This is a genomic window from Pseudoalteromonas sp. SS15 (assembly GCF_049257195.1).
In the GTDB taxonomy this organism is placed as follows: Bacteria; Pseudomonadota; Gammaproteobacteria; order Enterobacterales; family Alteromonadaceae; genus Pseudoalteromonas.
On the sequence record NZ_JBMMUD010000016.1, the window covers coordinates 1 to 26,296 of the forward strand.

Genomic DNA, 26,296 nt, shown 5'->3' on the forward strand with positions numbered 1-26,296 from the left:
CACGCGTAAATAACTAAACCCTCAACTTCAGTTAAACTAATTCAGTTCACCTTGCGCGAAAAGAATGTAAGCGCTGCGCGCTTGTCATAAACCTTTCGCACTATACTTGCGCAAAAGAAGCGCACTCACTGCGTTCGCAGTCGCTAATTTTGCATCTATTTGCACTTAATTCCTTTATCATTAAACACATTAGAGATCTTCAGCGTATTAAGCGTTTTAATTAATAGACAGGTATTGGTTTGGAATCCTTCAAAGAGATTTATCAAAGAGCATGTGAAAGAAAATTAGGTGAGCAAAATTTGAGGTTGTTGATATCTGCACCCCTCACACGGCAACAGCTGTTGTCACATTCAGATTCACTTTGGCTTGAAGCATTTACTAAGAAAGTATTCCAAAGTGGTTTTTATTGGTCAGTGATCAATGCAAAGTGGCCTGGTTTTAAAGAGGTTTTTTGGCAGTTTGATATCGATGCGCTACTGATGATGTCGCCTGAGCAACTAGAAGAAAAGTCACAGGATGAGCGGATCATCCGTAACTTCAAAAAAGTACAAACGATTCCGCATAATTGCTACATGATCTATGAAATTGCACAAAAGCACGGTTCATTTGCAAAGTTTATCGCTGAATGGCCTGAAGATAATATTATTGGCCTTTGGGCTGAACTAAAGAAACAGGGTGCGCGATTAGGTGGTAACACAGGGCCTTACGCATTACGTGCGATGGGTAAAGATACATTTATTTTGTCACGAGATGTAGAGTCTTATCTTAGAGCACACAAAATCATTGATGGTGGTTTGCAAACAAAGAAATCCCTTACTGCAATTCAGTCTTTTTTTAATAAGCTAGTAGAAGAAAGTGGGTGGTCTTTAACTGCGCTAAGCCAGCTTATTGCTTATAGTGTTGGTGATAACTACGTTAATGTAGATGGGGGTGAATAATGCAGAATGATTATGCGGCAATTACAGAAGGCTTTGCTGTTGATTACCCTATGGCTCAGCCAAGTTCAACCAAACTCGTTTTATTTAACAAAGAGCTGTTTGAAAGATTAGAGTTAAATTGGACAGAAGAAGAAATGATCTCCTACCTTTCAGGCTCAAGTTGCGTTGAGGGGATCCCAGCATCTGCATTAGCTTATTCAGGTCATCAATTTGGTCATTTCAATCCGACACTTGGAGATGGTAGAGCGCACTATCTAGGAACTACTCAGGGTAAGAATCTTTTTGATTTACAATTAAAAGGCTCTGGGGCAACACCATTTTCTCGTGGCGGTGATGGGCTTTGTGCACTTGGTCCAGCAGTGCGAGAGTTTGTGATGAGCCAAGCTGTTCAGTCACTTGGGATTAAAACGACAGAATGTTTGTCCGTAATCACAACAGGTAATGATGTTTACAGGCAGGGCTATGTGCCTGGTGCGGTAGTTTGCCGCGTGGCATCTAGCCATATACGGGTTGGTTCTTTTCAGTATTTAGCGTTACAGCAAGATAAATCGGGCATGGAACGATTATTAGAACTTGCGATTAAACGGCATTACCCACAAATTCAATCAGAAGGCGATGATAGAGTATGTGATTTCTTAAAGCATGTTTGTAACAGCCAAATCTCATTGATTATTGATTGGTTAAGAGTGGGCTTTATTCATGGTGTTATGAATACCGATAATTGTTTGGTGTCTGGCGAGACCATCGACTTTGGACCGTGCGCTATGCTTGAGGCTTTCGATTTCAATGCTGTATTCAGCTCTATAGATAAACAAGGTCGCTACGCATTTGGTCAGCAACCAAATATCGCCCACTGGAATTGCGCACGTTTAGCAGAATCTCTGATGTTAATTATGGCGTGTGATGAAGAGCAAGCGCTCGAAAAATTGACTGATGTGCTGAGTGATTTTTCTAAGTCTTTCAACGCAGCCTATCATACTATGTGGGCACAGAAATTAGGGTTACCAGATTGGCGTGATTCAGATAGTGAGCTACTCTCGGAGTTGTTGGTGTTAATGAAGAATCACCAGCTAGATTACACCAATACTTTTGCTGCATTGACTTCATTGGCAATAAACAAAGAAGGACTGTTTACGCTTCCTGCAGAATTGAACGAATGGTTAGTAAAATGGCAAACTAGGATTTCAGTGATTGATGCTGTCGAGGCGGCTACTTTGATGTCCAAGGCAAACCCGGCCATTGTTCCTCGTAATGAATTAGTCGAACGAGTTATAGGGGAATTTTATGAAAAAGGACACAGCCCTTTACTTGAAAAGTGGCTACCCATGTTAAATAACCCATATGATTATCAAGAATATGACCCAGTATTTACTGCGCGTCATTCGAAACCTGAAACCTATCAAACTTTCTGTGGTACATAATGCAAATAAGTTCTGGCGAGCCACTAACTTGGCAAACAATCAAACAGGGTGTGCTTGCACATCGTAAGTCGCTTATTTATGCCCATATCATTGCGCTGCTGGCTGCACTAGTTAGTGTGCCTATTCCCTTAATGATGCCTTTATTAGTAGATGAAGTACTACTTGAAAAGCCTGGGGCAGCTATTGAGTTTATGAATACACTTTTGCCCGATTCTGCACAAAATGCAGTTGGCTATATTCTCTTTGTGTTATTGAGTGTTGTGCTGATGCGCTTATCTGCGTTGGTGTTGGGTGTTCTGCAATCTCGACAATTTACGATTATTGGAAAAGACATCAGTTTTCAAGTTCGTAGCTTGTTGTTAAATCATTTACCACTCGTGCAACTCAAGGAATATGAAACTCAAGGTGGTGGTGCGATCAGTTCGCGCTGCATTACAGATGTCGAAACACTCGATAACTTTATCAGTCAAACCATGTCACGGTTTCTAATTAGTTTGTTAACTATCATAGGCACTGCGGTGATTTTGCTTTGGATAGACTTAACATTAGGGGCTATTATTCTACTGTTGAACCCTGCAGTTATTTATTTTTCTAGACAGTTTGGAAAGCGGGTAAAAGATCTCAAGAAAAAAGAAAATGGTGCATTTGAGGCATTTCAATCTTCACTGGTCGAAACTTTAGATGCGATTGCGCAGTTAAAAGCAATTCGCCGTGAAGGAAAATATTTCGAGCAAGTAAAAGCGACAGCAAAAGATTTAAAGTATTATTCTGTTCAATCTCAATGGAAGACGGATGCTGTCAGTCGTCTTAGTTTCACTATTTTCCTTCTTGGTTTTGAAGTATTTAGAGCTATCGCGATGATCATGGTGGTATTTGCAGACCTAACTGTAGGGCAAATTTTCGCGGTGTTTGGCTACCTCTGGTTTATGATGGGACCAGTACAAGAGCTATTAGGCATGCAGTATGCCTATTATGGTGCATCCGCTGCATTGCAGCGTTTGAATCAAGTATTTGCCTTTGAAACGGAGAAACCGGCAACTACTCCAAGTGTTCAAGCATTTAAAAATCCGCAAGTGGATATTCGTTTTGAGCAGGTTCACTTTGGTTATCACAGTGAGCAACCGGTACTAAAAAACGTTTCTATGCATATTCCTGCGGGTAAGAAAGTGGCGGTTGTCGCTGTTTCTGGCGGCGGTAAGTCAACGTTAGTGCAATTGCTATTAGGTTTATATGAGAAGCAATCTGGTAGTATTTTTATTGATGATAAGCAAATAGAGAAAATTGGTTATCTACAAGTCAGAGAGCATGTGGCGACCGTACTGCAACAGCCCGTTATGCTTAATGCCTCAGTGAGAGAAAATTTATCAATGGGCAGTCAGTTTACTGATGAGCAATTGTGGCAAGCTTTGGCCACTGCTGAGCTAACTGAAACCATAGAAAAACTAGATGAACAACTAGATGCTTTAATTGGCCGTAATGGAGTGCGTTTATCAGGTGGTCAAAAACAGCGCTTAGCAATCGCTAGAATGGTATTGGCAGATCCTAAAGTGGTTATTTTAGATGAAGCTACATCAGCATTAGATATAGAGACCGAAGCAAAAATTCATCGCAACTTAACTCAGTTTTTAAAAAATCGAACAACTCTGATTATTGCTCATAGGCTAAGCGCAATTGCTCAAGCTGATTTGATCTATGTATTAGATGATGGTGAAGTATCAGCGTTCGGTGAGCATAACACACTGATAAGGCAAGAAGGTTTATATCAGACGCTATTTTCTCACCAATTGTAATGTGAATGTTGAATGAACAATTTAATATTAAAGTATTAAGTAAAGATTAAGCTTGGCTCTTCTACTATAATCACACACAAGCGATGAACTGAGTCGCTTACCATTATGATAAACGGGGAATGACAATGAAATTAAGAATGCTAAGCCTTGCAGTAGCTATTCTAGCTACATCAGCAGTTAATGCTAAAGAGCAAAAGGAAGGTGTATACCTTGGTGTCTTCGGCGATTACTACAAAGCAAAGTGGCAACAAATGCGAGATGCAGCGGGTGTAAATGTTGACGACTCAACATCATGGGGTGCAGAGCTAGGTTATCGTTTTAACGACTATTGGAGTGCGCGTTTAGAATACGCTGATATGGATTTTGATTTGTCCGGTTCAAGAACTGGTTCTTTAAGTGGCGATCGCTTTGGTGTTGATGGACTTTATCATTTTGATGGGGGTCCTTTCTATGCGTTGTTTGGTCTTAAATCAATCGATGCTTTTACATCAAATACATTTGCTAATGTAGGTGCAGGTTATCGTCATCATTTAACTGATAACTTATTTGTAAATGCTGAAACAGCACTTTACCAAGGTTTAGATCGCGGTTATACAGATGTAGGTGCAAAATTAGGTATTAACTATGCGTTTGGCGCTACTTCTTCAAAGCCTGTTAAAGCAGCACCTGCACCAGCACCAATTGCTAAGCCTGAACCAAAACCTGTTGTTCAAGCTCCTAAAGATGCAGACAAAGATGGCATCATTGATGCTGAAGATCGCTGTGCTAATACGCCAATGACAGACGCAGTGGACGCAAGTGGCTGTTCACTTTATAAAGATGAAGAAGTGACAGTGAGTTTATTAGTTCGCTTCCCAAATAATAACTCAGCTGTTTCTCAGCAATATTTGGATGACATTGATGCAGTAGTGAAGTTCTTAAATGAATTCCCTGAGACAACGGTACGTTTAGAAGGACACACATCTGCAGTTGGTAAGGCAGAATATAATAAATGGCTTTCTCAAAAGCGTGCAGATTCAGTTGCGAAGCAATTAATCTCAGAAGGTATTGATGCAAGTCGAGTAAGTGCCATTGGTTACGGGGAAGAGCGTTTAAAAAATACAGCTAACACGGAAGAAGCACATGCACAAAATAGACGTGTAGAAGCGAAATTAATTTCGGTTAAACGTGTAAAAGTGAAGCGCTAAAATAAAATGCACTTATAAATACTAAAGCCAGCTTATGCTGGCTTTTTTTGTACAACATTTTCAGGTTGTATAAGTTTAAAACTCTAAATAAGCAACTTGTTTGAGTAAGAAGCTAACAATAACATTATCAAAATTATGTTTCTTTTATACGATATGGTGACCATTGAAAGGGTTGGCGCGACTTTGTTCAGTTACCATCAATGACTTAATTATTGATGTAAGCGTATTCGGGCTGTCTTACTTTATTAAGCTTCTGTTAATAATCTTTCTTGACTAAGTGCTTGGGTGTATTAAAATTGTTCAACAAATGTAATAAGTTGTAATCAGGGATTGAGCTACACTTAACCTTGAATTACTCACTTTCAGCTCAAGGTTTAATTATGAAAAAGGCTTTTCTCCTTTCTAGCATTCTACTTTCAACTTCTGCCGTTGCTGCTCCAAATCCATCTTTTAGCGAAGTGCGTTTAGGTTTCGAGTCCGTCGACTATAGCGAGCAATTAGACAATGTTGCAGGTATTACTGATTTAAAACAAAAGGCTTCTGTTACTAACCCTGCTATTCGTCAGCTTTCTTATACTGGTATTGACGATGACTGGGGGTTTTATATTGCCAGTGCCGCAACTATTGCAACGTCTATTGATACTGAAGTATGGACGGCTGAGGAGTTTGGTGATGTTCAACAAAATGACTTTAAAATTAAAGCGAATGAAATTGCTTTGTCTATGGCATATAACTTAAGCAAATCAGTGCAGCTAACTTTTGGAACACGTATTCATACGTCTAGCTTTACGCGTTCAAGCTTTAAACTAGGGGCTGGTGCAAACAGTTTTGATGAAGCTTTAAAAGCGCTAGGTGAGGGAGATGATTTACCAAGGTTTGATTTACCAGGACAGCGCAAAGAGGCTACAGATATTCTTGCCAACAATCCGAATTATTTAACACCGGTTGTTTCTATTACCGAAGACCAAATGGGTATATTAGGTGCTGTAGGCATTCGTTACGATAGCCGTTTGGCCGACACTTTCAATAATGTGAGTTGGTATGCAGAAACAGAAATAAGCACGCCATTTTACTCTCGAACTCAAAATACCAGTATTGAATCTGTGACACTAACAGATAGCTTCAATGGTTGGGGAGTAATGGGCAGAGCGGGTGTACGTTATCAACTTATGGACCATATTGCATTGATGGTTGGCGTAGATGCGCAATATAAAGAGCGCGATAAAATTTCAGAAGAAGTAGATGGTCGTCGAAGAACAGTACCAAATATTAAATTTGAAAATGTATCAATTTCAGCAGGTGTACAATGGAGCTATTAAAAATGAGAAGAACAGCGATTGTTGTGGCCATAACCGCTTTGTCCCTGTCAGGTTGTAAAACACTCGATGCTGTACCTGGAGGGTTAGGTGATTTAGTCGGCAGTAAACAAGTCGATCAAGCACAAGTTCAAGCAGCCTATAGCAAAGCGCAGGAGGCTTACAGATCAGCGCAAACAGCGATGCAAAATGCTTCGTCTCAATCATTAAGTGATTATGATCCCGAGCGCGTTCAAGATGCCAAGAAAATCTGGAGTGATTTACAAGAAGAGTTTGCTGAGCTTCAGGCTAAGCCTGAAAGGGCTTTAGATAAAGCATCTTTATTTTCTTCGAATACGGTTGCTGACGAAGTCATGGAGCAGTCACAAAATATCATTGCGTTGATCACAAGTGCTGAGAATTCAAAAAATGCCATTGTTGCTGTTCTAGAACCGATCAGAGCTCACTTTTTGGTTTTGGACAATATTGAAACGCAAAAGAACTTTTCGAAACAATATACACAATTAGTTGAGCGCCATGATGAATTGAAAGCGCTTTTAATTGAAGGTGAACAAGCCAAAGTTGAAGAGTATCTACCTGAATTTAGTCAGCGCCTACATAACCTAGAACAAGATGCTGTAGAGCAGTTTTATTTAGGCGAAGTGTTTTCACAATTAAAGTCATTAGCTAATTCAGAAAAATCAGAGGTTTTGCCATCTGTATATGCCGATGTAAAAGGCACAGCCGAAACAGCCCAAGCTTTTGCAAGAAATAATGTTCGAGACTATGACGGGATTAAAGATAAAACGCGACTTGCTGAGCTGCAAATACAACGTATTAACAGCCTTTTCTCTGAGCATAAATCTCGAGAGCAGGCACTTAAGAGCGAAAGTGTAGAGGCACAACTTCTGGCGCTTGAAACACAATTATTTCAACTAACTCAAAAAGCTGGGTTGGGAGACTTAAGACATTTAAGCTTTTCAGATCAATTAAATGAACTGAAAAAAGCATTATAATAATTTAAAATACTTCAATAATTTCATAACAATATAAAATATATTTGCAAAGGGACTTACAAATTCTATTGATATGGAATTTGCCCTTGCATACATATTTGGAAATGGAGACCACAATGCGTATGCATCTATCAAGAAAGTTCGCACTGAGCTTGTTATCGACAAGTTTAATGCTCACAGGCTGTGGAGGAGGGAGTGATGATACTCCTGATTCTAGTGGTGGCGGTACCCCGCCTCCGGCCCCTGAAAATAAAAAACCGACCGTCACCATAGAGGCACTGACAGAGGCCAAAGAGCAAGTTGCCTTTACACTGAAGGCAACGGCAAGTGATGAAGATGGTTCTGTTGAGTCTTTTTCTTGGACACATGATTCTCAATTAGATTTAAAACCTGAAAATACAGATTCAGAGTCTGCGACTTTCACCGTGCCTGATATATCAGAGGATATAACAGTAGGCTTCACGGTAACTGTCACCGATGATGACGGCGACACGGCTTCTTCAACTCAATCGGTCACAATTAAGCGTAAAGTTTCCAGTGTGACGATCACAGGTATTGTAACCGACGGGCCAATTGAAAATGCATTAGTCACAGTGACTGCGGGTAATAGCACTGTGGATGCTCAAGCGGATGACAAAGGCGCTTATTCAATTACTGCCATCGTGGATGAAAGTGAAGTTGATCAGCTTGTTACTTTAACAGCTAAGGGTCAGCCAGACTCGACAAAAGCATTTGTTGAGTTTAAATCTCAGTTGCCTTCAACCAACACACTGCAAAACTTGGCGGGTGATGACGCTGTTTTAACAAAAGAAGAAAGCTTTGCGGTTAATGTTACTAACGTATCAACAGCTGAGTATGCGCTACTACAGCGTGATGGTGGAGCACCACAAAATGAAGCTGAGTTAGAAAACCGCCTAAAAGGTATCGATGCGCAAGAAAAATTAGAATTAGCAGCGTTGATCAAAACGGTTGTTGATTATGGTGTTGAACTACCTGATGACGTTAAATCAACGCTTGACCTTGTTACAAGCGAAGAGAATGCAGAAAAAACAAAAACTGAAATTCAGAAAACTCAACCTGAAGTTTTAGAAAAAGCACTTAAAGACATCAAAGAAGATGAAGAGCTACTTGAAGCCGTGTCAGGAAGCTTACTTGGTGACTTTATTATTAATAAGCCACGTGCGTATAATAACCGAGCAATCCACCTTACCTTAAACGGTGCAGATGAAGGTGCGACTTCTGGTGAAGCGGTTATTTCAGCTAGCCAAGCTGTAAATACTACATGGGAAGTCATCGACGGTGTAGTAAAGGTTGACTTAACGGAAGACAATCTGCTGCTTGACAGTTGGACTGATGGAGCTAAAAAGCACGAGAAGAGACTCTCATCACTCGAGTTTTCGTTACTAGAAGATAAAGATGCGTTCACAGTTATTGAAATCAGTAAGGCTGATGTCGAACAGTACGAAAACGGTGAACAAAAAAGCGTTATCAGTTCCGGTCCTCTTTTAGGCGTAGCGAATCTTTTCAAAAAATCAGAGACCTTTGCGCTTGATGCGCAGGCATGGCAAGGCACATGGGCAATTCAAAGCTTCAATGACAACCAGCAAGACGATGAAGTATTCGTTTTTACGATTGACTCTGAAGGTAATATTTCTGACGAAGATGGCTCTACTTTAGGTTGGACGCTTGATGCAAATGGCCAATTAACCATTACCTACAACGATGAAGGCACTGAACAGGTTATTACTTTCTGGCTCACTAAAGAGTGGAAAGAAGACGAAGTTTATCAAGCGGTTGGTTTAGACGACAGCGGTAAGAAAGAAACTTTCTATGGTCTTTTTGTTAAGCTAGATGACATCGAAATCAATGAGGAAAATATTGTTGGTCGTTGGCGAGTTGGTTTAGGCCATACAATGGACGACTATGATGTCAATATTTTACCAGATCTAAGTGTGGAAGCCGGTTTAAACCGTACACCAATAGTGGCTAGGGTTGAAGATGACGTCATTCATCGCGGTGTTTATAGCCTTGATGGTGAAAACGTAGATTTCTGTGATACCAGCGAAGAAAACTGTACGGCCTACTACAGAAGCGAACTAGAAATTCTGAATACGGATGACGAAATCTGGTTTGGTTATCACCAAGAGTGGCGTGCAAACAGCCTAGGCGAATTAGAGTTGTCAGATGCAGGGCTGTATATATATGAAAAGACAGATCTTGCATATGATGAATTCGAAGATGAAATGTTGGCATTTGATGCCACATTAAATTACTTCGATGGGGAAAAATACGCAGAGCTATCTATCTCGCCAAACGCTGATAATAGCTATAGTGTGACCATTGATGGCGTAACTTATGTCGCACAACTCGTTGAAGGCACGCTTGAATACACCTATATCGATGGCGTTACATATCGCATTTCATTAGAAGGCTATGAGGCCGGTTCATTATCTGTGTGTCTTTTCGATAAGTCTAAAGGCTGTGATTCAGACACAAACCTATTAACACTCAACACTGCTAAACCGAGCTTTACGGTCGAAACCAATGTAGGTGAGAACGGTAAAGTGACGCCAGAGCAGGCTGAGCTGCTTTATGACGAGCATATTGCATTGTCAATTTTACCTGATTTTGGTTTTGCCATTGATCAGGTCACAGGCTGTAATGGAACGCTGCAGGGTAGACAATACCTAATTGGTGAACTCACCGAAAACTGTCAAGTTGATGTTAGCTTTAAAGAGGCTGACGCATCGAGTGATGGCGTGATCAGTGACTTAACCTTCTACAATCCAGACTACTATCGCAGCAGTGTTTATCAAGTGACTCTGAAAAACGATGGCACCGCGATTTTGTCAAGTTCAAACTATTCGGTCGATGCGCTATGGAGCGAAGAAGATGGTGCAATTAAGGTTTCGCCAATTGACGAACTAGTTATAAATAATAGTGATTATTTTCCTGATTATAGAAGCTGGAAAGAAGTACTTGAGAGCATTGAATTCGAAATTGTTGATGCAAAAGCACAAGAGTACGAGTTTACTGCCAATATAACTCGCTATAACTCCCAAGATGGTCAACCAACTGATGTAGAGGCTCGCCCAAGTAGCTTTAATACGTTCGCATTTAATACTAGTGAGTTAGGTGTCCCTTTCCCTGAACTTGAGGGTAAAGAGTGGAGCTTATCGGTATTTGATGATGTTGTTGCGATTAAATTTGCCGCAGACGGTAGCGCAGAAGTTCGTAGTATTGAAGAGTCTGAAACTGAAATGGCCACTTGGTCAATTGATGAGAATGATGTTCTGACCTTTAACTTAGAAGATGGTAATCAAGTTCAGCTGGTTAATACAAAAGATATCAGTGTTGGCTTACAGGCTATCGCCAAAGAGTTTGACAGTGAAGGTCGTTTAATTGCGTCGGGTGCTGCGTTAATGGTAGAGCGCGGTGATATTGCTATTACCAAAGACAACTTTGTTGGTGCGCGATATTATGCTTATGGTGAGGCACAAGATGCTACCAGTAGCGGGCATATCATTTATGAAGATGGTCATATTGGTAGCTTGATGTATAGTTATGGTGGTCAGGGTGTCTTCGATGATAACGGTTATACTCGTTACATATACCGTGATTTTAATACTTATCAAGCAAACTGTGATCAGACTTCAGCATCTTGTGCCTTATTTTACAAGATTGACTACCGTTTAATTGCGCAAGATGAAAGTCGCTATTTTATAGAGCGCATCCTGAACTTTTATGATGTTCGAGGTTCAGGTGAATTAAGAGATAGAAGTGCTGTACTCCAGACGTATGAATTTACGAATTCAACGAAAGTCGCTGAATTTACTGAAAATAATGTTGGTGGTTGGTTATACGAGATACTGCCAGATTCAGCAGTAGAATGGCGATTCTATAGTGAATATGACGCTGAGCAAGAGGAGTCACAATTCTTCTTAAGTTTGGATGAGGAAGAAACTCGTCACCTTGAACTTGCTGGTGGCAAACTTAACTACTATGAGCCGCTAGAAGACACTGACTATGTAATTGAGTTGGTTGATAACGATCAAAATGGAATTGTAGTCTGTCGTTATGAGCAGAGCTTTGCTTGTCAAGAAGACGATAAAGTAGCACTGGTAAAAGAAAAACCAGCCTACGAAGTGACTATTGAGTCTGACGTGAATGGTAAGTTAACGGACATGTATGACAGTGATCATATATACCGCCATGGCGACACAGTTAGATTCGAAATCAGACCTGACTATGGCTTTGCACCAAAAGCAATCGAAGGGTGTAATGGTTACAGAGATGGTGGCGATTATGTTATCGATGCCCTGACCAGCGATTGTACAATCACAGCAAGCTTCGAAGAGTTTACGCCACTGTCAGAGCAGGCTTCGATCACTGATGAAGAACTGGCGATTTGTGTTGATAAGCAGTCACATGAACGACGTTTCTGGGCTTTAGATGAAGTCACAGCGCTACAATGTGATCATCAATATAATGGCATAAATAACTTAGCTGAACTTGCAGTATTCCCTAACTTAGAGAGTATTGATTTACATAACATTGATATTGCTGATGTCGATCTATCTGCGTTAACAGCGTTAACCAGTGTGAGCATCAACTACAGCTACAATGAAAGATTCAACAGCTTAACCGTGGCTGCTCCAGAAAATATTATTTCACTGTCATTGCGTGGTAATAGACTGAATGATGCTCAACTTGAAGGCTTGAAGCTGAATGAGTATATCAATCTGCAACATCTTGACTTAGATGCCAATGTTATCACTAAGCTTGATCCATCTGTCTTTGAGCAATTGCAGTATCTTTCTGTCTCTCACAATGAGCTGACATCAATTGATTTGTCTAATAACTTAGACTTAATTTCTCTTTGGGTTGTTGACAATGAATTAACGCAGATTGATGTTAGCAATAATACAATGCTAGAAAAACTTGGTATCTCGTTTAACGATATTGAAAGTCTAGATGTCAGCAATAACACATTGATTGACAATATTTATGCAGTGAGTACAGGTCTAGTAACTGTTACTGGTTTAGAGAATAGCGAACGTAAATGGGGTTATTTTGAGTTCCATAACAACCCGCTTTCAGATGAAACGGTCGATGAGCTAGAGCGCTTAAAGCAAGAAGAAGGGTTTAACAATATCCATTACTCTATTGCGCAATTAGTTACTATCAGCGCAGGTGAAAATGGACAGGTGAATGACACTGAAGTACTTGTAGGTCAGGAGCCGGTAAGTGTGTATATCCAGCCAGATGAAGGGTATGAAGTAGCAAGTATTTCAGGTTGTGATGCAGAAAACGACCAAGTAACACTTCTGAATGCAAATCACTTAGAAATCACCTCAGTGACACAAGCATGTACTATCAATGTTGAGTTTACTGAAGCGGTGCCACTTGCAACTAAGCTTGAAATTCCTGAAGACAATGTTGCACTCACAGAGTGTTTGAATAATTCGAACTATATCTGGAAAGAGCAAGTGAAGAATTTGAACTGCTGGCAAGGTATTCAAGACTTTAGTCCACTATCAAAGTTACCTGCACTTCACTCATTGGAATTGCAAAACCTTACAGTTGAAGCCTTAGATTTATCTGCTTTAGAGCATTTAACATCGCTTGAGATAAGTAATAATTATCAAATGCCATTAAACTCGATCACGCTTAACAACGCAGAGCAGTTGACTAGGTTAGTTATCCGATACGGCACACTTGATGATATTGCGCTTGAAAGCTTGAATCTGGCTCAGTTTAAGAACCTAAAAGAGTTAGAGCTAAATGACAATCAATTGACTGAGCTTGATGTGTCTCAATTGCAACAACTAGAACGTTTGTCAGTAAGTTACAACCAGTTATCCAAGTTAGATGTATCGGGTAACACTGAGTTAAAAGAGCTAGAAGTATATGACAATGCGCTAACTAGCTTGGATCTCAGTAACAATACGCAGCTACATCATGTGAATGCAAATTCGAATCAGCTCACAGAAGTTACTGGTATTGAGAATATCACTGATAAATGGGCGGGATTATACTTTGAGAGAAATCCATTCACGAACGAAGCCGTGGCAGATCTTGAATACCTTTCTGACATCTACTTCAACTTGTATTATTCACGTATTTATAAGGTTAATTTAAAGCCAGGTAATGACGGTGATGTACAAGAGCAGCAAGTTATTTTAGGTGAAGGCGAGAACTACTATACGTCAGTTTATGCAAATAACGGTTTCCAAGTAGCTAGCCTGTCAGGCTGTGGTATTGCAGAAGACAGAGCAAGCCAAGCGAACATTCTGCTCAACACAAGTCAAATTGTATTGCAAACCGACACTTTGGTATTTGATGAAAATACTCAAAGCTGTGACCTGACAATTGAGTTTGGCCCTGCTACAGATCTTGCAAAAGAATTAGGTATTCAGGATGAAGGCTTGTATACGTGCTTAAATTACTCAGGTTATATCTGGAAAGAGCAAGTAAAAAGCTTAGGTTGCTACGGTGGTGAAATTCTTGATTTCTCTGAATTAGCTAATGTCACTACACTGACAAGTTTTGAAGTGTATGATGTTCAGTCAGATGCATTAGATTTATCTAAATTATCTAACCTTTCAACTCTGAGAGTGTCTAACAGCGATAACTTAACTAACTTAACGTTACCTCAGTCAGAGAAACTAGAAGTATTAGTGTTGAATGGTCTTAATTTAACCAATGAGACGCTTGATAACTCAGGTATTTCAGCGTTAACTAACTTAAAACGCTTAGAACTTAATGATAATAAATTAGTTAAGTTTGATGCGTCATCTCTCACCCAGCTTGAATACTTAAGTGTGTATCATAACGACATTAAAGAGTTGGTGATTACGGGTAATACGCTTTTAGAAGAGTTAAAAGCCGACAATAACCCACTTGTTAGTCTTGATACGTCGAGCAATGCCTTCTTGAGACAGTTGCACCTACAAAGAACGGCATTAACAGAACTAGATGTTAGTGCCAATGTACGTTTAGATGATTTGATTGCTTATGAATCAAGTTTGCAATCAGTTTCAGGTATTGAGTACTTGAAAAACTGGGTACATATCAATTTGAATAATACGCCACTGTCTGAGGATATGGTTGCTGAAATAGAGCGTCTGCGCGACTATGAAGACTACCATAATATTTATTATTCAATCGCTTACCCGGTAACCATTAATACCGACGACAATGGCTATACGTATGATAGTAAAGTTTTCTTATCGGAAGACAAGACAAGAGAAGTTTACTTATATGCAAACGATGGTTTTGAAGTGGGTGAAATTACGGCTACGGGTTGTGATGCGTCACAATATGAACTACTAGACGCAAACCGTTTAATTGTAGGCCCAATTTCACAGGCGTGTACGCTGGACGTATCGTTTGTAGAAGCGACACCATTGTCAGAAAAGGCAGGCATTACTAATGAGTCATTAGCGCAGTGCGTGGACAATACAAATTATATTAAAGCAGAACAAGTTAAGTCACTTAGCTGTAGTGTATATAACGTGGAGAGCTTTGCTGAATTAAGTAAGTTTGAAAATCTACATACGTTAGAGTTATATGACAACCAACAATCAGTGCTTGATTTAACTGGTTTGGCTAATCTGAGATCTCTTTATTTCAGGTATGGGCAGTCTCCTTCAGAGTTAAAACTAACCAACCCTGAATTGCTGGAGTTTTTAGATATTAATTATGCGGGTCTAAACGATGATGCTTTAGCGACGTTAGATATTTCAAGGTTCATTGCTTTAAAAGAGCTTCGTTTACGCGGTAATCAGCTAACACAGCTTGATACTTCAGTGTTCACAGAACTTGAAACGTTAGATATTTCAGACAATCAAGTCACAGCGGTTGATTTGACGTCAAACGTTCAACTGCAGTCGTTGTATTTAGGGAATAACCCATTAACAGAGCTAAACCTTGCTGAGAACACTCAGCTTCTAGAGTTAGAAGCGTATCAAACTCAGTTGAGTCAGTTAGATATTAGTAATAACCATGCACTTCAGCGTGTTAACGCAAGCAATGCGTTTATTCACACTGTGATTGGCATTGAATCACTTGATATAAATACTGTTCAAGGTCTCACTTTCGACTATAACCCTTTAACACAGGATATGGTTGATGAGTTTGAACGACTTAAAGGTGAAGGCTATTACATATCTTACTCACTTTCTTACCCTGTTACAGTGAATTTTGATACCACTCAAGCGGGTGGAAGTCATGGTAAATATTACAGTGATGGTGAAACTAACTTAGATCTTTATATTTATCCGAATGATGGCCTTGAGATAGGTACTGTCGAAGGGTGTGATGGTCAGTTTGAGCTAGTAGACGCAAACCATTTAATTGTTAAACCTATCACTCAAGCATGTACGTTAGATATCAAGTTTGTAGATAAAGTAGCGCTTGCTGAAAAAGCTGGTATCACGTCAGATAATCAGCCTCTTATGGATTGTGTGAATAATTCTAACTTTATTAAGACAGAGCAAGTTAAAGCGCTAAATTGTTGGGGCTATGACATTCAAAGTTTCACTGAATTAAGTGCTTTTACTAATCTGACTAACTTAGAGTTGAACTACTTAACCACGCCAAAAGTAGACTTATCATCAGTTGTCTCTTTGAAAGATCTAACTTTATATGGTCGAAATACAGACCTACCACTAACTACGTTAACTCTAGCAAACCCAGAGCAACTTGAGCGTTTATCTCTATCTGATAATCAACTTGATGATGCTGAACTGGCACAATTAAATCTTGCGCAATTCTCGGGTTTAAAAGAGCTAGTTTTAAGTAATAATGACTTAACTAAGTTTAATGCAGAGTCATTTTCACAGCTTGAAGTGCTTGAGTTGAATGGCAATAGCTTAACTGAATTGTCTGTTACGTCTAATAGTATGCTTAGAGAGTTAGTATTATATATCAATAATTTAACGGGGATTGATATAAGCCAGAATGTGGAGCTTGTTGATTTACGCATCTCAGATAATCCGATTACTGCTTTAGCATTAGATGCAAATCCACTGCTGAAATCTGTTGATGCAGCAAGAACACATTTAAATTCTGTAACTGGTATTGAAGTTATTGAAGACACAGGCACATGGTTACACTTTTCTGAAACTCCTTTATCTGATGAGACAGTCACTGAGTTTGAGAGGCTTCGAAATGAACTAGGTTATTATAACCTTCATTACAGCAAAGCCTATCCAGTGGTGATTACATCATCAAGTAATGGGTGGGTCGGATGGAGTAATTTCTTCATTAGCCCTGAGAGCACTAATACGGTTGGGTTATACCCCGACACTAATTACACAGTGACAAATGAGAGTATAACAGGCTGTCGTGGCGAGTTCTCTCTAGAGGGCACGACGCTTACAGTTGGACCTGTAACCGATATATGTGAAATTAAGGTTGAGTTTGTAGCGCAGTAATAAGCCGTGCTTTCATAACCACAATACTTAATTAAGTATCTAAAACGCGCCTTTCAAGGCGCGTTTTTTCATGCCCTAATAACTCATCTAAATTAAGAAAAGAGGTATTAAATTTTAATTTTTAGACTTTTTTATTCTATAAACAGAAATAATCAACTGATTGGTTAAAACTTAACCTACGCTTATTGTGCCGTAATTTTGAATAAAGTGCTTTCGCTGAGGCTTTAGCGCGATAAAAAACTGCACAGGATAAGTCATGAAAACAGGATTATACAAAGACTGGCGCTCGTTACTTGCGCCAATAGCTTTTAGTCTGGTCTTAACAGCATGCGGTGGGGGATCTGATGACCCTGCACCGACACCAACACCAGATCCAACCCCAACGCCAGAGAATAAAGCACCAACGGTATCTGTTGATGCAGTCGCTGAAGCTAAAGAGCAAACTGAATTTTCACTCACAGCAACCGCTGCTGATGAAGATGGTGAAATTAGTTCATATGCTTGGACAACCAGCTCCACTCTTGATTTAACGCTCAGTGGGCAAGATACAAGCACGTTAACAGTAACGAGTCCAGATATATCTGAAGACATTGAGGTGACCTTTACTATCACCGTAACCGATAACGGCTCGACGGCCAAAACTGCAAAAGCGCAACACACCGTCATGATAAAGCGCAAGGTATCATCAGTCTCTATTACCGGTATTGTCACAGACGAGCCTATCCCAAATGCCAATGTCACCATTTCTGCTGGTGGCTCATCAGCGCAAGTACAAGCTGGCAGCGATGGCAGTTATTCACTTGAGTTGATTGTGGATGAGTCTGAGGTTAAAGATCTCGTGCAAATTAAAGCTCGAGGCACTGGTGAACAAAGCAATGTTGAATTCTGGTCACTACTTAATTCAGTAGAGACAGTAATAGAGCAAGCAGGTGAAGACGGTGTACTGCAAAAGGACGAAAACTTCTCTGTGAATGTCACTAACGTCACCACTGCAGAATACGCCATTATCACGCGTGATGGCGAAACCCCAAAAGACGATGATGCACTTAAATCAGCACTCTTAAACGTGGATGCCGATGAAAAACTTCAGCTTGCGACCTTAATTAAAGTGGTTGTTGATAACCCTGACTTTGAATTGCCAGAGGGGGTAGAGAATACCCTTGAGCTCGTCTCATCGACTGAAACGGTAGAAGCGTTTGAGGCTGAGGTGAATGAGAAAGACCCGACCATTATCGAAAAAACGAAGACCGAGATTAAAGAAGATACAGACCTGGTAACGGGTCCTTCGGGTAGCTTAGTGGGTGAGTATATACTTCAGTCACCTCGTTACTATAACAACATTGCTTACCATGTCAGTTTAAAAGAAGATAACACCGGGGTTATTCATGGCATAGATCAGCAAGCGATAAGTAGTTGGGCGCTTGATGGCAATAAGTTAGCACTGACATTTGCTGAGCCTTTGAAGAAGTCAGTGTCTGAAAATACCCTTGAAGATGAAACTAAGCAGCGAGTTGAAACGTTCGTCAGTGGCATGAGTATGTTGGTACTCGGAGAGAATGAGGTATTTAGAACCGTTGAAGTCACAGAGACGGTTTTCCAAACACTGGATGGTGCCGCTCAAGATTCTGAGACAGTCACTTATATCAGTAACCTAACTAGTAAGAGCCAAACCTCTGCACCTACTACTGAGATACTCACTTCAGGCGGTGGTATCTGGTATTTGGATTTACATGACAGAGATTTCACACTTAATGACGATCCTGAAGAGCAAGTGTCAAAACTTATCTTCAATGCAGATGGCACAATCACCACTGAATTTTCTGATGAAGAAGTGACATGGCGCATTGAAGGGCGCGCTATTGTTGTTGACTATAAAGACTTTACCGATGACACCAAACAAACGCTTGAATATGAAGGTTCGGCTTCAATTTGGCTAACCAAAGTATTGGATGCGGGATATCAAGTCGTTACGCTAGATACGACTGACGATGAGTGGCCAAATACTGAGTATGGTTTATTTATCAAGCCTTCAGATGTCACGGTAAACGAAAGCACAATGTCTGGTCGTTGGCATGGTTTCTATGGCTTGAACCAAAGTTATTACATGGATTTATATCCTGACGGGTCTATTTATTTTGGTTTAGAGCGCAGTGATTATGTATGGGATATTGATGGCAATACCATGGTGCGCAAAGTCTATATGCAAAATGGTAATCGCGTTGAAAGTTGTTTAGAAGCGCGTGACGATTGTGCTTTGATTGGCATTACGAATCATGAAATTCTCGCTATGGTGAATGACCGTTATTACCTAAAACGTACATTCTTATGGATGAATGAACAAGGCATGATGGAGGTTAGCGAATCAGCACTGTTTATCTTTGAATATGACAGTGATTTGAGTATCACCGCCTTTGATCAAACATTACCAAACTATGGTGATACCTATGTCTGGGTGCAAGATGTCATGGGTAACTTGATGATGGTGAAGATCAATCGTGATAGTGATGAATTTGACGGTGTAATCACCTTTGGAGAGCAAAGTTATAACTTTAACTTTGAAGATGGCAATATTGTTTACTTTGTTGATGGTGCTAAGTATACCCTAGAGATAATAGACAGTTCTCAAGAGTACATTCAGGCCTGTTTATACCCTTCATCGGGGCTGTCATTTAACTTTGAGGATGAAGGTTCTGTTGGATTCCACAAGGTTGGCTTTGCGACTTCAGGTTTAGAAGGTGTTTGGGAGCTGGCGAATGAAAATGTCATCTTTATGTTCCTGCCAGACAATAGATATTTTGCCATTCAATGGGCAGAAGAAAATGGCTTTATAGGTTTTGAAAGAGGTGCTTACACAACTGACGGTACCAGCATTACATTTGAAACTGAGCAAAATCATGATGGAGAAGCTTTAGTGTGTGATGCACCCGCAGGGCAAGGTTGCTCAGGTGTTTCTTTTGAGTACAGCGTATCTGACACCGAGTTTGTCTTGGGTGGTACTGATGAAGGAGCAATCTCTTTTAGTAAAGTGAGCTTTGCTGCTGAAGGTGTTGAGGGTACATGGGGGTTATTAGATGATGCAGCTTTACTTATGCTTTTACCTGAGAGTCGCTACTTCGCTATTCAGTGGGCAGAAGAAAATGGTGATATTGGCTTTGAGCGCGGAAACTACCAAACAACAGATACGCAAATAACATTTGATACGCTGCAAAATAATGATGGCGAAGCCCTAGTGTGTGACGCATCTGCCGATAGCACGTGTTCAGGTATCACCTTTAATTATTCTTTACCATCTGGCTGCACCGATGATTCTATGGTGAAGATTTGGAAGCAGATGCCATTAATGGGCAACTCTATTATCAATAACTCAGAACTCTACCTCGGTGAAACACTAGGTCTAAGTTTAGATAGATGGGGTAATGGTAAAGTTAAAACACCAATGGGTGAGTACGATGTTAACTGGTATGTCGCATCTGAAGGTATGATTGAGCTTAATTTAATTTACCCACCTGTTATCTATAGCAATACAGATAACAGCATGATGACTGAACATAAACTCAATGGTTATACAGTACAGCTCGACGCTATGGATGGTATGAAAGTAGCGGTCACCGAACGAGTTGATGTTTACACAGATGGTTATATGACCGGCGACGTCAATCATGACTTTATGGGTAAGCTTTACTATGAAAGAGACTTCATAGATTTATCAGAAGTCGACTTTGTTGGTAAGTGGATCGCTTATGATAGAGTTGACGGTCACCAAATCAGTCATGTCGAATTTATGGCTGATGGCACAGGTACTGTGAAATCGACATTCGATGAACCAGATGAAAATGGTGACTTTACATGGTCGGTGATGGGGCGAGCATTGCAATTAAACTTTGAGGATACTGAGTTTGATAACTTGCACATGACTAAAGACTTATCGGTGGGCTACCAGTTTATTGATAACTTTGATGATTTGGCAGATGTTTATTCAAGTCAGATTGTTTCAGGCATACTTATTAAAGATATGTCACCAGAACTCAATAAAGAAGACTATCAAGGACGCTGGGTTTATTTTGATGGTGCAGAGCAAGTCAGTGGCCAAAATGGTACTGAAATCTACCCTGAAGAAGAGGATGATTCTTATTTGACATTCGTATTTGGTACAGGCAAAAGTTCTTACCAAGGCCGTTATGAGGATGGTCAAGTTGTCCGTGCTAGATACATAAATCCTGAGACAAAAGAAAGAACCCGCTTCTGTGAGGTGTCACCAACTTGCGTGCTCGAAGCTGAAATGCGTTACCAAATGGTGGCAGAGCATGAAGGGCGTTACTTCTGGGCAAGAGAATTCAGCAGTTTTGATGCTGATGGAACTAAGCATCCAGGTTCAGGTGTCATATTCGTTGGTGAGCGTAATGAATCAACGGATATTGAAAAGCTTGAAGAGTACCATGTCAGCTTCTTCTATCTTTATCAGGCAGTAGAGGGAGGGCAAGTGGCTTGGTATGCGACTACAGCAACAGATGATATGGGTGAAGATATTTACACATTACAAATCGGCGATGCTGAAGCGGTGCAATTCACGTTTGAAAATGGACAAATGCAGTTGATGGACGGACAAGATACCATTATTGAACTCGTCCCGGGCAGTAACAATAAAGATGGCTTAACCTTGTGTAAGTATCTAAAAGGGAATACCTGTACAACACTAGATCATATCCCTCTATTCTTTAGTCCTCCGAACTAATTACTATATTTAAGTTCTGAAAGGCCCGTTGAGGGCCTTTTTTATTGCTGTTGCTTGCTAATTAAGTACTGTTCAACTAATAAGTAAATGCAAACAACAAGAAGGAATTAACTATGGCCAAACTCACTTCATCGCCTATTTCAGCTTTTTGCTGGGCAGAATTATGTTCATCAGATTGGGCGGGCGGAAAACAGTTCTATACACAACTCTTTGACTGGCAGTTTGATGATCAACCCATCGGTGAAGATTGTTATTACACTATGCTAAAGAAACAAGCCGATGATGTCGCGGCCATGTATCAAATGATGCCTGAGCAAAAAGAGGCGAATATTCCCAGTCATTGGCTAGGTTATATTGCAGTAAAAGATGTTGATGCCATCGCTGATAAAGCAAAGCAGCTAGGCGCAACGGTCATTCATGGTCCTTGTGATGTGATGAGTGCAGGGCGTATGGTGATGATTAGCGACCCCGGTGGTGCATTTGTAGCATTTTGGCAAGCTAATGAGCATATTGGCACGCAAAGAATATTAGAGAAGAATACCCCCTATTGGCATGAGTTGGCTTGTCGAGGCAGTGAAAAAATCGGTCAGTTTTATAGTGAGCTGTTAGGTTGGCAGATCCAAGTCGAAAAAATGGAGCATATGGATTATACCTTGTTTTGTAATGAGCAGGGGCCAGTGGCGGGCATGCTCGAAATGACCGAAGAATGGGAGGGCATTCCACCCCATTGGATGATCTATTTTGCGGTGGCTGATTGTGATGCAATGTCTGAAAAATCGACGTCTTTAGGCGGGCAAGTTTGCGTTCCACCTACTGATATTCCAAATATAGGGCGTTTTGCTGTTATTACAGATCCGCAAGGCGCAGTCTTCTCAATTATGCAGTCTTGTAATGGCGATATTGATTTGGATGCTTGATATTAAAGGTATTTGCCCCAAGTTCAGTAAGCATTAGAAAATGCTAGGAGAATACAATGACAAAACATGTGGTGATTACTGGGGCAAATCGCGGTATCGGCCTTGAGTTCGCAAAGCAGTATTTGGCCCAAGGTTATGAAGTAACGGCTGTTGTGCGTAAACCATCTACTGAGTTACAAGATTTGTCGGTTAACATCATCGAAGGTATTGATGTAAGCCAAGGTGATGATGTTGCTCGATTAGCATCAGCGCTTAGCGGTAAGTCTATTGATGTGCTTATTAACAATGCGGGTATTTTTGAAAATGAAAGTCTCACCAATATGGACTTTGACGCCATCAATGCGCAACTTCAGATCAATGCGGTAGCGCCTGTGCGAGTCACACACGCTTTGCAAGCTAACTTAAACAGTGGCAGTAAAGTGGCGATGATCACCAGCCGTATGGGTTCAATCGCTGATAATGGCTCAGGTGCTTATATTGGTTATCGTATGTCAAAGGCGGCACTTAATGCCGCCGGTGTGAGTTTAGCGCACGAACTAAAACCTAAAGGTGTAGCCGTTGCCCTATTACACCCAGGCTTTGTACAAACTCAGATGGTTAATTTTGCCGGAGATATCCCACCTCAAGTTGCTGCAGAGCGATTAATACAACGCATCGAAGAGCTGAACTTAGATAATACAGGTAGCTTCTGGCACTCAAACGGTGATATTTTACCTTGGTAAAATAGAGCATATGAATTACGAACAGATAGTAGGCAATGCTTTCTGTTCGTCGCGTGTTCAGGTTAGGTTTGCTAAACTTGTGGCAATGATCACTTATCCTGAACAATTATCATGGAATTAGAACAAAACACACCACTCACACTGCCGCTTTTTTTACTTGATGAGCATATTGAGCAGCGCGACCTAGAAGCCTCTGATTTAACTTTGAGTGTAATCTTAGACGAAACCTTACTGGCTAACCTGTGCCAAAACCCGGCAGAAGATCAAAGCATCAGTATTAATTTAGAAACCTACCAGCTATTTGCCGATAACTCTGATTTTAAACCTGTGATCAGTGAAGCACATCAAGCTCAGTTACTACTAAACCGAGGTCCGGTGTTAAGTGCTGTCGTCAGTAGTGGAGAACAAGTTTTTATTTCTCCTCCAGTAGAAATGATGCCGACATTTGATCTAGGCGACCAAGAAGAGGAGGTGTAATGCCTTTTAAAAAAGGATTTGTTCTTACTTGCCTACTTTTTCTAAGTGGTTGTGTTGCACTGGCAGCCAATCACTACGAGACTTTGTTTGGGCCAGCACAAACACAACAACGTGAAGTCGTTGCAAATACCCCTCATGCGACGCAATATCTCAATGACGTAAAGCCGATTATTGAGCAGCGCTGTGTGGTGTGTCACGGTTGTTACGATGCACCCTGCCAGCTAAAGCTCTCTTCTCCTGAAGGCATAGACCGCGGCTTGAGTAAGGAGCCTGTGTATGATGGTACTCGTTTATTGGCGCAAACACCGTCACGTTTATTGATAGATGCCACATCTACACAACAATGGCGCGATAAAGGCTTTACCGCGGTGCTTAACGAACATCAGCAAAGTGCAGATGCAAACTTAGCAGCCTCAGTGATGTATCGTTCATTATTATTAAAACAAAATACTGAATTGCCAGCACAGCAAGTGCTAGGTGATGAATTTGATTTTAGCCTAGACAGAACGGCCACTTGCCCGAGCATTGAAGAGTTCGACAGTTATGCACAAAATCAACCCCATGCTGGTATGCCGTATGGTTTGCCAGCGCTAGAGCAAAGTGAATTTGCTGTATTACACGATTGGTTAAAGAGCGGTGCTAAAATGGCCCAGATTGCGCCGCCGACCTTAACTGAGCTTGCACAAATTGAAATCTGGGAAGCGTTTCTAAATCAAGATAACCTTAAGGCGCGTTTGTCAGCGCGTTATATATACGAGCATTGGTATTTGGCAAATATTTACTTTAACGAAGCCAATAAATCAGGCTCACCGAGCTTTTTTAAATTAGTGCGCTCAAAAACGCCACCGGGGCAGGCGATTGAAATTATTGCGACGCGCAGACCTTTTGATGATCCAAGCGTTGAGCGTGTATATTACCGTTTTCAACATCAGCGCGGCACAGTATTGTCGAAAACCCATATGCCGTTAGCAATTAACGAGCAAAAGTTAGCGCGTTTAAAAGCACAGTTTATCGAAGCGGATTATCAGGTTTCGAGCCTGCCAGGCTATGCACCTGAGGTCGCTTCGAATCCGTTTAAGAGCTTTGCGCAGCTACCCGTTAAGTCTAAATATCAGTTTATGCTAGACGAAGCGCATTTGATCATCAGTGGCTTTATCAAAGGGCCGGTTTGCCGCGGTCAAATTGCATTGAATGTGATTAACGATCACTTTTGGGTCGCCTTTGTCGATCCAGAAAAAAATAGCTCACCAAAAATGGCCGAGTTCTTAATTCAAAATGACGATGAACTCGCGCTGCCTGCTGCAGAGCAAAGCAATGCCTTACCTCTTTCAAGTTGGGCTAAATATGCCAAACGCCAGCATGAGTATTTAAATGCTAAAACGAAATTAGCGAACCAAGTGTTTGCCGATGGCAGCAATTTAACCACAGACTTAATTTGGCAGGGTGAAGGGCATAACCGTAATGCAGCACTCACAGTATTTCGCCACTTCGACAGTGCCACAGTGGTAAAAGGCTTTGTGGGTCAACCACCAAAAACCATGTGGTTATTAGACTATGCCTTGTTTGAGCGTATTCATTACTTGCTGGTGGCCGGCTTTGACGTGTATGGCAATGTAGGACATCAGCTTATTACCCGTTTATATATGGACTTTTTACGTCTTGAGGGTGAGCAAAACTTCATTAATTTACTGCCACAAGCTGAAAGGCAAAAAGTCAAAAAACACTGGTACCGTAAGTCGCATTTAAGCTTAAGTGAATTTATTAATCGTAAGACCATTTTAGCTGCCCCAACGGGGATGCAATTTACCACCTCTGAGCCTAAGTTAGAGCTATACACTAAGTTTAAACAGCATTTGCAGCCTATTTTAAGTGAGCGCTATGCCTTTAACTTAGTGCCTAAGCCATTGGTAAAATTAAATGTGTTACCGAGCAAAGCCATTAACTTACTGCCTCAAGTGTCATTTATCTTGGTTAAACACGGCGAGCAGCATAAAGCGTATACGCTTATTCACCATAACGCGCACTACAATATTTCAAGTTTATTGAATGAAGAGGGCCAGCGTGCTTACGATGAAGATACTGCGACCTTAGTACCGGGTTTCATTGGCGATTACCCCGAGGCTATTTGGTATTTGCCGAATTCGGATCATGTACAAAGCTTTGTTGAAAATATGCATAGCATGCAAAGTGAAGCCGACTATCGAGCTCTAAAACAGCAATTTGCAATACGTCGAAGTCATCCGCAATTTTGGCAATACAGTGACCTGTTGCATGAGGTGGCTAAGCAGTACAAGGGCATCGAATATGGTGTGTTCGATTACAATCGACTTGAGAACAGATAACTCTGTTGGGTATTATAGT

At 40.8% G+C, this 26,296-nt stretch carries 12 protein-coding genes; all 12 read left to right on the forward strand.

Annotated elements, in window-relative coordinates; all coding sequences use genetic code 11:
* Positions 1-239: 239 nt before the first annotated feature.
* The 12 genes from AAEU28_RS20425 to AAEU28_RS20480 all read left to right on the forward strand — a co-directional run bounded on the left by AAEU28_RS20425 (position 240) and on the right by AAEU28_RS20480 (position 26,277).
* Positions 240-938, forward strand: a complete 699-nt coding sequence (locus AAEU28_RS20425) for a DNA-3-methyladenine glycosylase I (RefSeq protein WP_421965742.1) — start codon at positions 240-242, stop codon at positions 936-938.
* Entirely contained in the window at positions 938-2,359 is a 1,422-nt protein-coding gene (locus AAEU28_RS20430) for a protein adenylyltransferase SelO (protein WP_421965743.1), read from the forward strand. The genes AAEU28_RS20425 and AAEU28_RS20430 overlap by 1 nt, the downstream gene beginning before the upstream one ends.
* Positions 2,359-4,149 carry an ABC transporter ATP-binding protein gene (locus AAEU28_RS20435; protein WP_421965744.1) on the forward strand — a complete coding sequence of 597 codons (1,791 nt, stop codon included), beginning with the start codon at positions 2,359-2,361 and terminating at the stop codon, positions 4,147-4,149. The genes AAEU28_RS20430 and AAEU28_RS20435 overlap by 1 nt, the downstream gene beginning before the upstream one ends.
* A gap of 125 nt (positions 4,150-4,274) precedes the next feature.
* Positions 4,275-5,336 carry an OmpA family protein gene (locus AAEU28_RS20440; protein ID WP_421965745.1) on the forward strand — a complete coding sequence of 354 codons (1,062 nt, stop codon included), beginning with the start codon at positions 4,275-4,277 and terminating at the stop codon, positions 5,334-5,336.
* Positions 5,337-5,716: 380 nt separating this feature from the next.
* Positions 5,717-6,655, forward strand: a complete 939-nt coding sequence (locus AAEU28_RS20445; RefSeq protein ID WP_421965746.1) for an autotransporter outer membrane beta-barrel domain-containing protein — start codon at positions 5,717-5,719, stop codon at positions 6,653-6,655.
* A gap of 2 nt (positions 6,656-6,657) precedes the next feature.
* The gene (locus AAEU28_RS20450; protein ID WP_421965747.1) at positions 6,658-7,647 is read left to right on the forward strand and encodes a hypothetical protein; all 990 of its coding nucleotides are present in this window, start codon (positions 6,658-6,660) and stop codon (positions 7,645-7,647) included.
* Between the two features lie 116 nt (positions 7,648-7,763).
* Positions 7,764-17,087: a PKD domain-containing protein gene (locus tag AAEU28_RS20455; RefSeq protein WP_421965748.1), complete on the forward strand. Its 9,324-nt coding sequence runs from the start codon at positions 7,764-7,766 to the stop codon at positions 17,085-17,087.
* A 256-nt stretch (positions 17,088-17,343) separates the two neighbouring features.
* Complete coding sequence (locus AAEU28_RS20460) at positions 17,344-21,819, forward strand: PKD domain-containing protein (RefSeq protein WP_421965749.1); 4,476 nt, start codon at positions 17,344-17,346, stop codon at positions 21,817-21,819.
* Between the two features lie 113 nt (positions 21,820-21,932).
* Positions 21,933-22,736 carry a VOC family protein gene (locus AAEU28_RS20465; RefSeq protein ID WP_421965750.1) on the forward strand — a complete coding sequence of 268 codons (804 nt, stop codon included), beginning with the start codon at positions 21,933-21,935 and terminating at the stop codon, positions 22,734-22,736.
* A 56-nt stretch (positions 22,737-22,792) separates the two neighbouring features.
* On the forward strand, positions 22,793-23,458 hold the full coding sequence (locus AAEU28_RS20470) for an SDR family oxidoreductase (RefSeq protein WP_421965751.1): 666 nt from the start codon (positions 22,793-22,795) through the stop codon (positions 23,456-23,458).
* A 111-nt stretch (positions 23,459-23,569) separates the two neighbouring features.
* A complete protein-coding gene (locus tag AAEU28_RS20475; RefSeq protein WP_421965752.1) occupies positions 23,570-23,935 on the forward strand; it encodes a hypothetical protein in 366 nt (121 codons plus the stop codon).
* The gene (locus AAEU28_RS20480; RefSeq protein ID WP_421965753.1) at positions 23,935-26,277 is read left to right on the forward strand and encodes a fatty acid cis/trans isomerase; all 2,343 of its coding nucleotides are present in this window, start codon (positions 23,935-23,937) and stop codon (positions 26,275-26,277) included. Before AAEU28_RS20475 ends, AAEU28_RS20480 begins: the two co-directional genes overlap by 1 nt.
* Positions 26,278-26,296: the final 19 nt, after the last annotated feature.

What these genes read in the sequence shown, in the direction of transcription:
- AAEU28_RS20430 (WP_421965743.1), top strand. Translation starts at nt 938, where the DNA reads ATGCAGAATGATTATGCGGCAATTACAGAAGGCTTTGCTGTTGATTAC.
- AAEU28_RS20440 (WP_421965745.1), top strand. Translation starts at nt 4,275, where the DNA reads ATGAAATTAAGAATGCTAAGCCTTGCAGTAGCTATTCTAGCTACATCA.
- AAEU28_RS20475 (WP_421965752.1), top strand. Translation starts at nt 23,570, where the DNA reads ATGGAATTAGAACAAAACACACCACTCACACTGCCGCTTTTTTTACTT.
- AAEU28_RS20435 (WP_421965744.1), top strand. Translation starts at nt 2,359, where the DNA reads ATGCAAATAAGTTCTGGCGAGCCACTAACTTGGCAAACAATCAAACAG.
- AAEU28_RS20460 (WP_421965749.1), top strand. Translation starts at nt 17,344, where the DNA reads ATGAAAACAGGATTATACAAAGACTGGCGCTCGTTACTTGCGCCAATA.
- AAEU28_RS20455 (WP_421965748.1), top strand. Translation starts at nt 7,764, where the DNA reads ATGCGTATGCATCTATCAAGAAAGTTCGCACTGAGCTTGTTATCGACA.
- AAEU28_RS20465 (WP_421965750.1), top strand. Translation starts at nt 21,933, where the DNA reads ATGGCCAAACTCACTTCATCGCCTATTTCAGCTTTTTGCTGGGCAGAA.
- AAEU28_RS20470 (WP_421965751.1), top strand. Translation starts at nt 22,793, where the DNA reads ATGACAAAACATGTGGTGATTACTGGGGCAAATCGCGGTATCGGCCTT.
- AAEU28_RS20445 (WP_421965746.1), top strand. Translation starts at nt 5,717, where the DNA reads ATGAAAAAGGCTTTTCTCCTTTCTAGCATTCTACTTTCAACTTCTGCC.
- AAEU28_RS20450 (WP_421965747.1), top strand. Translation starts at nt 6,658, where the DNA reads ATGAGAAGAACAGCGATTGTTGTGGCCATAACCGCTTTGTCCCTGTCA.
- AAEU28_RS20480 (WP_421965753.1), top strand. Translation starts at nt 23,935, where the DNA reads ATGCCTTTTAAAAAAGGATTTGTTCTTACTTGCCTACTTTTTCTAAGT.